This window comes from Noviluteimonas caseinilytica, from assembly GCF_018406605.1.
GTDB lineage: Bacteria > Pseudomonadota > Gammaproteobacteria > Xanthomonadales > Xanthomonadaceae > Noviluteimonas > Noviluteimonas caseinilytica.
This window is the reverse complement of the sequence record NZ_AP024545.1, coordinates 2,126,335-2,137,365: the sequence shown is the minus strand read 5'-3', so window position 1 is coordinate 2,137,365 and position 11,031 is coordinate 2,126,335. Positions and strand designations below refer to the sequence as shown.

Here is an 11,031-nt window from a genome sequence, read left to right as displayed (position 1 = left end):
CGTCGCCGCGATGCGGCGACGCGCCGATCCGTCACTTGGCTTCGACGAACACGTAGGTGACGCCGGCCGGTGCGACGGCGGCCTTGACGCGCTCGCTGTCGGCGGCCTGGCCGATGAAAAGGACCTTGACGCCCTTCATCGTGTTGGGCTCGATGCCGGTGAACGCGGCGGTGACCAGGTCGGCCATCTTGGCCGAGGCCGGCGACACGAAGGCGAGCATGTTGCCTTCGAGGATGCCGCGGGTGATGTCGGTCTTGACCTTGTCCAGCTGCGCGTCGTACTGGCCCTGGAAGTCGGCGGAGCTTTCTTCCGGCAGGAAGTACACGTACGGGCTGTTGGTGACGCCGTCCATGTTGCGCTTGACGACATCGCTGGCGTAGGCCTGCCAGGCGTTCTCGTTGCCGTCCTTCGGCGCGGTGACCGGCGCGGCGGCGGCAGCCTTCGGCGCTTCTTCCTTCTTGCAGGCCGCAAGGCCGAAGGCGAACAGCGCGAGCAGCGCGATGGTGGCGGTGCGGTGGAGCGTGGTGGTCAGGTTGCGCATCGGTGTGTCCCCCATAGGACGCAAGTAAGCGAATCGATCAAGTGGAAGTGCGTTGCCATTCTGCCTGCAACGCGGCGGCGACGGCCGCCGGCACGAAGCCCGAGACATCCCCGCCGAGGCGGGAGATCTCGCGCACGAGCGACGACGAAATGAAGCCGTATTGTTCGGCCGGCGTCAGGAACAGGGTTTCCACCTCGGGGATGAGGTGGCGGTTCATGCTCGCCAGCTGGAATTCGTACTCGAAGTCCGACACCGCGCGCAGCCCGCGCAGCAGCACGCCGGCGCCCAGGTCGCGCACGAAATGCGCGAGCAGGCCGGAAAAGCCCAGGACTTCGACGTTGGGGAAGGCCGACAACGCGGACTTGGCCAGGTCCACGCGCAGTTCGAGCGGCAGCGCGGGGCCTTTGCCCGGGCTCTGCGCCACGCCGACGATGAGGCGTTCGAACAGGGGCGCGGCGCGATCGACGAGGTCGACGTGCCCGTTCGTGATCGGATCGAACGTGCCGGGATAGACCGCGATGCGGGTGGCGACGCTCATTCGGGGGCTACGTTCCGGCCGGGACTGGCTCGGGCGCGAGTGTATCAGCGTCCGTCGCCGCGTCGCGGCGGTACAGCGCGTGCCGGGTTTCGCGCGTGCGGCCTTCGCGGTGCAGGCGCCAGCCGGCCGGCAGGTCGACCGCGCCCGCCAGCGGTTGCTCGACATAGAGCCAGGCATCCGGCCGCAGGCAACGCACCAGTACGGGCATCACCCCGCCCCACAGGTTGGCGTCGAAGGGCGGATCGACGAAGGCGATGTCGAACGCGCCTTCCGGCTGCGCGTGCAGCCAGGCCAGCGCGTCGGCCTGCACGATCTCGGCGATGTCCTGCGCCTGCAGGCGCGTCGCGCTGGCGCGCAGGTGGTCGGCGATGTCGCGGTCGTGTTCGACCAGCACCGCATGGTCCGCGCCGCGCGAGAGCGCCTCCAGCCCCAGCGCGCCGGTGCCCGCGAACAGGTCCAGCACGCGCGCACCCGGCAGCTTCGGCATCAGCCAGTTGAACAGCGTTTCGCGCACGCGATCGGACGTGGGGCGCAGGCCGGGACGATCGAGCACCGGCAGCTTCGTCCCGCGCCAGCGGCCGCCCACGATGCGCACGCTGCCGGTGGGCTGCGCGGGCGTGTTGCGGGGTGCGGGCGCGCGGTGTTTCATCGGGGACGCTCGGGGGCCGGTGCTACCATGCCGGCCATTCTCCACCATCGACGTGCCCCGGCCAGATGCGTTGGTTCCGCCGCAACAAACCCGACGCCCCCGCCGACGCCGCCGTGCCCGCGCCGACCGAGGCGCCCGCACCTTCGCCGTTCGAAGGCGCGCCCGTCGACGATCCTTTCCAGGCCACGCCCGTCGCCACCGACGTGGCGCCCGATGTCGTGCCCGACGTCGCGCCGCCCGAAGCGCCGGCCCGCGCGCCCGACCCGATCGACGCCAACGCATTGCCCGCGGCCGCCGCCGGGAAAACCGGCTGGCGCGAACGCCTGCGCGGCAGCGCCTTCGCGAAGAGCCTCGGCGGCTTGTTCTCGCGCAACCCGAAGCTCGACGACGACCTGCTCGATGAAGTGGAAACCGCGCTGCTCACCGCCGATGTCGGCGTGGCCGCGACGACGCAGCTGCTCGAAGGCCTGCGCCAGCGCATGAAGCGCCGCGAGTTCGAAGACGCGACCGCGATGCTGCGCGCGCTGCGCCACGAACTGATCGCGATGCTCGCGCCGGTCGCCGTGCCGCTGGTGATCGATCGCGATGCCAAGCCCTTCGTGGTGCTCACCGTCGGCGTCAACGGCGTGGGCAAGACCACCACCATCGGCAAGCTCGCGCGCCGCTTCCGCGACGAGAAGCGCAGCCTGATGCTCGCCGCCGGCGATACGTTCCGCGCCGCCGCGGTCGCGCAGTTGCAGGCCTGGGGCGAACGCAACGACGTGCCGGTGATCGCGCAGGGCCAGAACGCGGATGCGGCATCCGTCGCATTCGATGCGCTGCAGGCCGCGAAGGCGCGGGGCGTCGAAGTCCTGATCGCCGACACCGCCGGCCGCCTGCACACGCAGCAGGGCCTGATGGCGGAACTGGGCAAGATCCGCCGCGTGCTCGGCAAGATCGATCCCACCGCGCCGCATGAAGTGCTGATGGTGATCGACGGCACGACCGGGCAGAACGCCTTGTCGCAGCTGCGCCAGTTCAATGCCGCGGTCACGGTGACGGGGCTCGTCGTCACCAAGCTCGACGGCACGGCGAAGGGTGGCGTGGTGTTCGCGCTCGCACGCGAATTCGGCATCCCGATCCGCTATGCGGGCATCGGCGAACGCCCGGAGGACCTGCGCGTGTTCGACGCGGAATCCTTCGTGGACGCGCTGTTGCCGGAAGCCCTCGGCGGCGCGTGACGATCTCCCTGCGCGCACGCCGCTGGCTGCTGGTGTCGGCGGCGCTGTTGCTGCTCGCCGTCGTCGCGCTCCATTGGATATCGCGGCCGCAACGCGTGGCCTCGCTGGTGTTGTCGCAAATCGGCTCCGCGCTGGGGCTGCAGATCACGTCGGACGGCACCGCCGAATATCGCTTGCGCGGTGGCCCGCAACTCGTGCTGCGTGAAGTGGATGCGCGCGTGCCGGGCGCGAAGACCGCGGTGCTGCATGCGAAGCGCGTGAGCGTGGCCGTGCCGTGGTCGACGGTGCGCAGCCGTGGCGCAACGCTCGCGTTCACCCGCGTCGAACTCGATGCGCCGGTGATCGACGTGGTGGCGATGCAGCAGTGGCTCGCGTCGCTGCCGCCGAGCGAAACGAAGATGCCGACGCTCTCCGATGGCCTGCAGGTGCGCGATGGGCGCGTCGTCGGTGCGGGGTGGTCCGTGGACATCGATGCGCTCGACGTCCCGCGCTGGATGCCGGAGCGTGCGCTGGAAGCGACAACGAAGGGCCGCTTCGTGCAAGGCACCACGCGCGTGCCGTTCGCGCTGCGCGTGGATGCCACGCGGCCGGCGAGTGGCGCGCAGGTCACGGTGCGCGGCGATGTGTCGCTGGAACAGCCGCAACGCAAGCTGGTCGCGCGCTTGAATGCGCGTGGTCCGTTGCAACTGGGCGACGGCCTCCGGATCGTGCCGCTGCGGCTGTCGCTCGTATCGCGCTACACGCAGGACAAGACGGACCTGCCCTTCGTGTTCGCAATGAATGGCCCGCTGCGCGTTCGCAATGGCACGGTGGCGTTGTCGCCGGCCGGTGTCGCGTTGCGCGGTGACGATGTCGTGCCGGATTTCGACGCACGTGCCGCGTTCGCGTGGACGAACGCCGCGTCGCTGCACCTCGATGGCACGCTCGCCACGTGGCCCGACGCCTGGCCCGTGTTGCCGCCGCCGATCGGGCAGTCGACGTCGCCGCTGCCGTTCGTGCTCGATTACGCCGGCCCGTTCGATTTCTCCGACATCGCGCGCTTGCAATTGAAGCGCGATGCCACCGCCGTCGACGCGCGTTTCCGCTTGCCGGAAGTGCTCGCCTGGATCGATGCGGATGCGACGTCGCCGTTGCCGCCGCTGTCCGGCACCGCGCACACGCCGACGCTCGAGATCGGCGGCGCAACGCTGGAAGGCGTGGACGTGCGCATCGACGATCCCGCACTGGATACCGCCGCGCCGTGACCATCGAGGCGCGTTTCGCCGACTTGTTGCTTGCGTGGTTCGACGTCTCGGGCCGCCACGATTTGCCCTGGCAGCATCCGCGCGCGCCGTATCGCGTGTGGTTGTCGGAAGTGATGCTGCAGCAGACGCAGGTGCGCGTCGTCATCCCGTATTTCGAACGCTTCGTCGCCGCCCTGCCCGACGTGCGCGCGCTCGCCGCCGCGCCGCTCGACGACGTGATCGCGCTCTGGGCGGGCCTGGGTTACTACGCCCGCGCGCGCAACCTGCATGCCGCGGCGCGCATCTGCGTCGAACGACACGGCGGCGAGCTGCCGCGCGATTTCGATGCGCTGCACGCCCTGCCCGGCATCGGCCGCAGCACCGCAGGCGCGATCCTGTCGCAGGCGTGGGGCGATCGTTTCCCGATCCTCGATGGCAACGTCAAACGCCTGCTCGCGCGCGCGCATGGCATCGAGGGGTGGCCGGGCTTGCCCGCGGTCGAAAAGGCGATGTGGGCGATTGCCGACGCGCAGCTCCCGCACGCGCGCCTGGCCGACTACACGCAGGCGCAGATGGATTTCGGTGCGACGCTGTGCACGCGCGCGGACCCGGCGTGCGTGTTGTGTCCGCTGCAGCACGATTGCGTCGCGCTGCGCACCGGCCGCGTCGCCGAATTGCCGACGCCCAAGCCCGGCAAGCCGCTGCCCGAGCGGCGCGCGTTGATGTTGTGGATCGAGGATGCCGAAGGCCGCGTGCTGCTGCAGCGCCGCCCGCCCGCCGGTATCTGGGGCTCCCTGTGGTCCTTCCCCGAACACGCCGACCACGCGCCCGCGCGCGAATGGCTCGGCGCGCACGTGGATGCGGATTACGACGCGGCCGAAACGCTGGCCCCCGTCGCGCACGGCTTCACCCATTACCGGTTGCAGATCCAGCCGTTGCGCTGGCGCAACGCCACGGCGCGCGATAATCCCGGCGAGCACTTCCGCTGGATCGCGCGCGACGCCCTGCCCGCGCTGGGCCTGCCCGCGCCGGTCCGCAAACTATTGGAGCCATGACATGCCCCGTACCGTGTTCTGCGACGTCGACCAGGTGGAAACCGAAGGCCTGGATTTCGTGCCGTGGCCCGGCGCGTTGGGCAAGCGCGTGTTCGAACACGTCGGCAAGCCGGCCTGGCAGCGGTGGCTCGCGCACCAGACGATGGTGATCAACGAAAACCGCCTGTCGCCGCTGGACCCGAAGCATCGCGCGCAGCTGGAGGCCGAGATGGAGAAATTCCTGTTCGGCGGCGGCGCGACGAAACCCGAGGGTTACGTCGCGCCGGACGCCTGAGGCCGATCGTCAGGCCTTGGTGTCGCGCACCGCCGTCATGTCGACCTGGCGGATTTCCTCGATGCGGCAGCTCATCGACGAGTTGGGGAAACTCACCCGGTCGAACTTCGGCTGGATGACGCCGGCGGTGTTGCTGATCAGCATCGCGGCCGCACCGTTGTCGTAATCCAGGCACGGGCCGTTCAAGCGCATCAGGTACACCTCGGTCGGCCGCATCGTCACGAGGACGTGGTCGCGGTCGATTTCCTCCCAGCCCTGCGGGCTGAAGAACGGCACCTGCTTGACGGGCGCGCTGGCATGCGCCTGGTACATCGCGAGTTTCTCGGCCTTCGTCTGGCTGGAAGCGCAGCCTGCGAGCAGCGCCGCCGCGGCGATGCCCGCGGCCAGTGTCCAATGGATCCCTTTCATGGCGTCCTCCCTGTGGTGGCGGCCTCGCTCGAGGCCGCTGGCCGGATCATGCGCCTGCCATCGCATCGCGGAAGGGGTGATCCGCACGAGCATTCAGCCAACATCCGGCTTGCCCGGGCCGGGTCGCATCCGTATCATGCCGGGCTCGCTGGCCGGGTAGCTCAGTTGGTAGAGCAGGGGATTGAAAATCCCCGTGTCGGGGGTTCGATTCCCTCCCCGGCCACCAGCGGTTCAAATCGATTGGAAAAAGCCCGCACTGGTTGCGGGCTTTTTTTCGGCCATCGCTCAGCATGCTGAATGTTTCGCCGGACGAATTCACGGCGACGGTCTGACCATGTGCGACAACGCCCCATGGCAGACGATCGACATGGCGGGTCCCTCTCCGGATTGGTCGAGGTGCTGTTCGTGGGTGGGCCCCACCATGCGCAACGCGTGCTGATGGGCCGCCCCGAGTTCCAGATGGCGCTGGAGCAGCCTTCCGGCGAACGCGTCACCTACTGCCGGCACATGCTCGAAGCCGCGCTGCGCGATGGTCGCTGGATGAACATCGCCACCTACGCGCCCGTCGGCACTTCGGACGATGAATTCGCACGCCTGGTCATGGACGTCGCCCGACTTCGCTGACCGCCTCAGCGCTTGCCCGCGAACGCATTGGTGGTCGACGCGCAAGTGAAATCCGCTGGCGCTTCCCACAACGTCCGGGCGGTCTTCCCCTCGCCCGGGATCAACTGGATCGTTTTTTTCGCATCGGCGCGGCCGACGTTGATGAATTCCAACCACACGAGGTCGTCGACCGCACCGGACACGCGCAGCGACGCCACGTGACCGCGACGCCGCAAGCGCGTTGCGCCCAACGCGCCAAACTCGGCCGGCATCTGCGCATCCTGGAGCCTGCTGTCGTCGGGAAGCGCATCGACCGTGCAGAACGCATGGGCGAGCTGGGCTTGCGTGAGGTGTCCGATGCGCTTCACCGCCGCATCGTTGCCCGTGCATGCGACGAGCAACAGGGTCGAGGCCGTTGCGGCCAGCCAGGCGGGCACGCGAACGTCGAATCGCATCATCGTGTTGCGCCTCGGTCCTGTGCGTCGCACCAGCCTGGGTGATGTCGTCGGGTCATGTACGCGCGTCGAGGGGCGGCCACCTGACAGTAGCCGGGACGCGACCCCGTCCCAATCAGAATAATTCCGGCGAACGCCCGCATGCGCCGCGGCGCGCTAAGCTCGCGCATCAATGCCGGGAAGCCCCCAATGGCGCCTGATGTCCATGTCAATGTGATCGTGGTGCTGGTGACGGTGCTGACGGTCGGCATGGCCGTGGGATTGCACTACGAGGGACTCAACTGGCTTGCGCGACGCCTGTCGACGCAACCCCATGCGCGACGTCGCCGCGTGCTGTACGCCGTGGTCGGTGCGCTGCTGCTGCACATCACCGAAATCTGGATGTTCGGCGCCGCGTACTGGGCATGCCTCGCCCTGCCGGGCGCAGGCGGCGTCACGGGCGCCGCCGACGGCGGGCTGCTCGAGAACGTCTACCTGTCGGCGATGACGTTCTCCACCGTCGGGTTCGGGGACGTCGCCCCGCACGGCGCCATCCGCTTCATCGCCGGGACGGAGGCCGTGCTCGGGTTGTTCCTGATTGCCTGGTCGGCCACGTTCACCTATTACGAGATGTCGCAGAACTGGAAGGATCGGTGACGGACCGACCGCCGCACGTGGTCGCGCACCATCGACGTGGCGTCGCGCGCCGCTTCGCCCGGCTTCGCGCCGAGGGGGTGGGTGCGTTTGCTGCCTTCCTCGCCGTGCTCGGACCGGGTTTGCTGGCAGGCCTTTCGGACGACGACCCGGCCGGCATCACCACGTATTCCGTCCTGGGGACCGACCACGGCTATCTGCTGTTATGGATCATTCCCGCATCGACGGTGCTGCTCGTGCAGTTCCACATGATGGCGATGCGGATCGGTGCAGCGACGGGCAAGGGATTCGTCGGCGTCATTCGCGATCGCTGGGGACACCGATGGGGCTATGCCGCGGTGGTCGGTCTCGTGTTTGCGAACTTCGGGACCATCTGCGCGGAGTACGCGGGCATTTCCGCCGCGTGTTCGCTCGTCGGGATCCCGCCATGGATCAGTACGCCGCTGGCCGCGGTGCTGATCTGCCTGGTCGTCGTCCTCGGTTCGTTCCATCGCGTGGAACGCGTCCTGCTGGTCATCTCGGCGACGCTGGGCCTGTACCTGGTCGATGGCATCCTCGCGAAGCCGGACTGGTCGCAGGTCTTCCATCACGCGCTCGTGCCGCATCTTCCGCGCGATGCGATCGGATGGATCGCGGTCGCCGCCACCCTGGGCACGACGCTTGCGCCCTGGGGCCTGGCCTTCATCCAGTCCTACGCCGTCGACAAGAAGATCACGCTCGCCAACCTGCGCTGGGAACGCGTCGACGTCGTCATCGGTTCCCTGCTGACCGGCCTGATCGGCATTGCCATCGCCGTTGCCTGCGCCGCGACGTTGCATCGTGCGGGCGTGCACATCAACGAGGCGAGCGATGCCGCCGCCGCATTGCGCCCGCTCGCCGGTTCGTTCGCGACGGTGTTGTTCGGCGTCGGATTGCTGGGCGCAGCGCTCCTGGCCGCGGCCATCGTGCCGCTCGCGACGGCGTACTCGATTGCCGAAGGTGTCGGCTCCCCGGCGTCGCTGGACCTGGACGCACGCCATTTCCGGATCTTCTACGTCGCGTTCGTGGTGCTGACGGCGGCCGCGGCCAGCATCGTGTCCCTGCCCGACTTGCCCCTCGTCCCGCTGATCTACAGCAGCCAGGTGGTGAACGCGGTGATGCTGCCGCTGCACGTCATCGCACTCCAGCTGCTGGCGCGCGATCCGCAGATCATGGGCGATGCGCGATCGGGCGGAGGCTCGGTGATCGCTGGCTGGACAAGCATCGTGCTGATCCTCGGATGCATCGCTGCGCTCGCATGGAGCTGGATCGGTACGGTCACGCCGGGGTAGACCGGATGCGCGATCAGTCCTCTTCGTCGGGCGCGCCGATGCCGCGACTCACGCGGAACACATGCCCATCCGGATGGCGCACGTGCATCTCGCGGACATTCCATGGCATGTCCGTCGGCGGCCACGTCACTTCGATGCCGTGCTCCAGGCAATGTCGATGCACCGCGTCGACGTCCTCGACCCACAGCGACATCCACACGCCTTTCTCCGCCGCCTGGTTGGCGTCCGGTCCGAAGGTGGTCGGATAACCGCTTGCGCCCTTGCCGCCCTGCCCGCCTTCGCACAGGAAGATTTCGCAATGCCCGGAACACACGCCGCCGAACGTGGGCGGCGTGCCCCAATCCCATCCCTTCTTCCAGCCGAGTGTTTCGAACCACCGGAAGGACTGCTGGATGTCGGAGACGTTCAGGATCGGGGTGAGGTGCGTGACGCGCATGGTGGCTTCGCGGAGTGCTGGCTTACGCAGGAACGCGGCGCGCATGCGGTGTCGGCCAGTACGACGCGGGGCGCTTTCCGCGCTCAGCTTCCGGCGTAGCGCGCCCTGTCGATGAAGCGCTTGATGCCCGCACTGCCCAGCACCAGGAAGGCCCCGAAGCCGAGCTGGAACGCGGCCATGACCATCGAGGCGATCTGCTCGGGCCGCCACGAGAATTCCACCGGGGCTTCCTGCCTGGTGCGCAGGATCAACGCGAGCCAGTAGACCGCGTCGACGACGCCCTGCGCGAACAGCCAGAAGCCGATCAGCGTGAGGCCGAGGGAGAGGCCGACCGACGCGTCGATCGCCTGCTCGGACCGCGGCTCCTTCATGACGGGCATGAGCTTCCGCGCGATGGTCAGCGGGAAGAACCAGAGGAATGCGCAGAACGCCAGGGTCAGCAACAGCATCAGCGCATAGACCGCGACGTAGGCCATGGTGTCCGGTTGCGTCGACAGGATCCGCGCCGCCGTCGGGATCTGCAGCACGGTCTTGATGCCGACGTACACGGCGAACAGGCGCGCAGCGATGGCGACGTAGTCTTCTCTGCTCACGACGGCTCCTTCCGGTGATGGGTGGGCTTCCTGTCTGCGTCGCGACGACGGTCGTCCCCTGCGGCACGAAATAGCACGCCGCCCCCTTCGACGGCCAGTGGCTACGTTTTCGCCACCAGCCACGCGATGGCCGGCTCGCGCGCCTCGAACACTTCGAAGGCGATCTGCCGGACGGTCGCTGCGATCAAGGCGGGCCTGGCGTCGCGCGCCGAGATGCCGACCATCGCGATGCGCCGGTTGGTGAAAAACCCGTCGGTGATGGCGCGGGCCATGTAGTCCACGCGCGCTTCCTCGTCGGCATCGACGCCGGGGGTGCCCGTCAGCACCGACGCGTCGAGGAAGTTGATCAGGACCGGCAACCGCGCCTGCAGGCCGTCGGTGGCCTGCACCGATTGCAGCGCGGCCAGGCGGTCGGCATAACGCACCTCGCCCGTGTGGACCACTTCCACGAACCCCGGTCCAACCACGATGTGATGTGTCACGTGCCGCGCCTCCGGAACAAGCGATCCAGTAGGCGCGTTGCGGGGTGTGGTTTCGATGAAGTTTTCGTGCCGGCAGCGCGTTTCAGGGCGACGCTGCCTGCTTCTGCAACGCAGGAATGGACAGCGCCTGGTAGCGCAGCTTCGGCACCGTCATGTGCGGTTGCGTCGTGTGGCCCGTGAACAGCACGGCCGGGATGCGCTTCTGCCAAGCCTCCGAGTAGACCTCGCCGTCGTCGACCAGCGCGTGGCTGAACGTGGCGAGCACCGCGCCATCCGCGCCGACGGCGATGTCGTGGATGTCCCAGGGATAGCCCCAGAAGTCGGTCTGGTGTTTCGAGGCGTCCCGCAGCACGGGATGGACGCGCACGAGATACCGATAGCCCCCGTTCGCCTGCTTGCGATGGAAGGCGTATTCGATGCCGGCCTCATGCCCGATGGCGATGAAGCGCAGGCTCGGGTCCGAACGCAACATCCACTCGTGGCAGATGCCGTCCTTGCCAGCGCAATAGCCGGTCCCCTCCGGCACCGCGGTCATGCCGCGGTCCTTCGCGGCCAACGGACTGGCGAACGCGAACACCACCAACACCGCCATGGCGCCGATCGCCTTCATG

At 68.4% G+C, this 11,031-nt stretch carries 16 protein-coding genes and 1 tRNA gene; 8 read left to right on the top strand and 9 right to left on the bottom strand.

The window, feature by feature from the left end; all coding sequences use genetic code 11:
• Nucleotides 1-31: 31 nt before the first annotated feature.
• Genes LYSCAS_RS10415 through rsmD form a run of 3 tightly spaced genes read right to left on the bottom strand, consistent with a single transcriptional unit; the run spans nt 32 to nt 1,728 of the window.
• Complete coding sequence (locus LYSCAS_RS10415) at nt 32-541, bottom strand: hypothetical protein (protein WP_213433975.1); 510 nt, start codon at nt 539-541, stop codon at nt 32-34.
• 37 nt (nt 542-578) lie between these two features.
• Nucleotides 579-1,079, bottom strand: coding sequence for a pantetheine-phosphate adenylyltransferase (coaD, locus tag LYSCAS_RS10410; RefSeq protein WP_213433974.1), 501 nt, complete (start codon nt 1,077-1,079; stop codon nt 579-581).
• A gap of 7 nt (nt 1,080-1,086) precedes the next feature.
• A complete protein-coding gene (rsmD, locus tag LYSCAS_RS10405) occupies nt 1,087-1,728 on the bottom strand; it encodes a 16S rRNA (guanine(966)-N(2))-methyltransferase RsmD (protein WP_244858509.1) in 642 nt (213 codons plus the stop codon).
• A gap of 65 nt (nt 1,729-1,793) precedes the next feature.
• Here rsmD and ftsY point away from each other — a divergent pair, with 65 nt between their 5' ends.
• From ftsY to LYSCAS_RS10385, 4 genes are read left to right on the top strand one after another with little or no spacing between them, the layout of a single operon-like run.
• Nucleotides 1,794-2,948: a signal recognition particle-docking protein FtsY gene (gene ftsY, locus LYSCAS_RS10400; RefSeq protein WP_213433972.1), complete on the top strand. Its 1,155-nt coding sequence runs from the start codon at nt 1,794-1,796 to the stop codon at nt 2,946-2,948.
• A complete protein-coding gene (locus LYSCAS_RS10395) occupies nt 2,945-4,192 on the top strand; it encodes an AsmA family protein (RefSeq protein ID WP_213433971.1) in 1,248 nt (415 codons plus the stop codon). The genes ftsY and LYSCAS_RS10395 overlap by 4 nt, the downstream gene beginning before the upstream one ends.
• A complete protein-coding gene (gene mutY / locus LYSCAS_RS10390) occupies nt 4,189-5,226 on the top strand; it encodes an A/G-specific adenine glycosylase (protein WP_244858507.1) in 1,038 nt (345 codons plus the stop codon). Before LYSCAS_RS10395 ends, mutY begins: the two co-directional genes overlap by 4 nt.
• A gap of 1 nt (nt 5,227) precedes the next feature.
• Entirely contained in the window at nt 5,228-5,500 is a 273-nt protein-coding gene (locus LYSCAS_RS10385; protein ID WP_213433970.1) for an oxidative damage protection protein, read from the top strand.
• A gap of 9 nt (nt 5,501-5,509) precedes the next feature.
• On the opposite strand, the gene LYSCAS_RS10380 is transcribed toward LYSCAS_RS10385, so the two are convergent.
• Nucleotides 5,510-5,908 (bottom strand): DUF6491 family protein, encoded by a 399-nt coding sequence (locus LYSCAS_RS10380; RefSeq protein WP_213433969.1) that lies wholly within the window; start codon nt 5,906-5,908, stop codon nt 5,510-5,512.
• Nucleotides 5,909-6,058: 150 nt separating this feature from the next.
• Between LYSCAS_RS10380 and LYSCAS_RS10375 the strand changes: the two genes are divergently transcribed.
• Nucleotides 6,059-6,134 (top strand) — tRNA-Phe (locus tag LYSCAS_RS10375).
• Nucleotides 6,135-6,259: 125 nt separating this feature from the next.
• On the top strand, nt 6,260-6,532 hold the full coding sequence (locus tag LYSCAS_RS10370; protein WP_213433968.1) for a hypothetical protein: 273 nt from the start codon (nt 6,260-6,262) through the stop codon (nt 6,530-6,532).
• A 5-nt stretch (nt 6,533-6,537) separates the two neighbouring features.
• Here the strand turns inward: LYSCAS_RS10370 and LYSCAS_RS10365 are convergent, their stop codons facing one another.
• Nucleotides 6,538-6,969 (bottom strand): hypothetical protein, encoded by a 432-nt coding sequence (locus LYSCAS_RS10365; protein ID WP_213433967.1) that lies wholly within the window; start codon nt 6,967-6,969, stop codon nt 6,538-6,540.
• 186 nt (nt 6,970-7,155) lie between these two features.
• On the opposite strand from LYSCAS_RS10365, the gene LYSCAS_RS10360 reads away from it, so the two are divergent.
• Complete coding sequence (locus LYSCAS_RS10360) at nt 7,156-7,602, top strand: potassium channel family protein (RefSeq protein WP_213433966.1); 447 nt, start codon at nt 7,156-7,158, stop codon at nt 7,600-7,602.
• Complete coding sequence (locus tag LYSCAS_RS10355) at nt 7,599-8,909, top strand: NRAMP family divalent metal transporter (RefSeq protein WP_213433965.1); 1,311 nt, start codon at nt 7,599-7,601, stop codon at nt 8,907-8,909. The genes LYSCAS_RS10360 and LYSCAS_RS10355 overlap by 4 nt, the downstream gene beginning before the upstream one ends.
• 13 nt (nt 8,910-8,922) lie before the next feature.
• Here LYSCAS_RS10355 and LYSCAS_RS10350 read toward each other — a convergent pair whose 3' ends face one another.
• From LYSCAS_RS10350 to LYSCAS_RS10335, 4 genes are all read right to left on the bottom strand, one after another.
• The gene (locus LYSCAS_RS10350) at nt 8,923-9,345 is read right to left on the bottom strand and encodes a bleomycin resistance family protein (RefSeq protein WP_213433964.1); all 423 of its coding nucleotides are present in this window, start codon (nt 9,343-9,345) and stop codon (nt 8,923-8,925) included.
• An 83-nt stretch (nt 9,346-9,428) separates the two neighbouring features.
• Nucleotides 9,429-9,938, bottom strand: a complete 510-nt coding sequence (locus tag LYSCAS_RS10345) for a hypothetical protein (protein WP_213433963.1) — start codon at nt 9,936-9,938, stop codon at nt 9,429-9,431.
• A gap of 101 nt (nt 9,939-10,039) precedes the next feature.
• Nucleotides 10,040-10,420, bottom strand: a complete 381-nt coding sequence (locus LYSCAS_RS10340) for a hypothetical protein (RefSeq protein ID WP_213433962.1) — start codon at nt 10,418-10,420, stop codon at nt 10,040-10,042.
• 82 nt (nt 10,421-10,502) lie between these two features.
• The gene (locus tag LYSCAS_RS10335; protein WP_213433961.1) at nt 10,503-11,030 is read right to left on the bottom strand and encodes a hypothetical protein; all 528 of its coding nucleotides are present in this window, start codon (nt 11,028-11,030) and stop codon (nt 10,503-10,505) included.
• Nucleotide 11,031 lies beyond the last annotated feature (1 nt).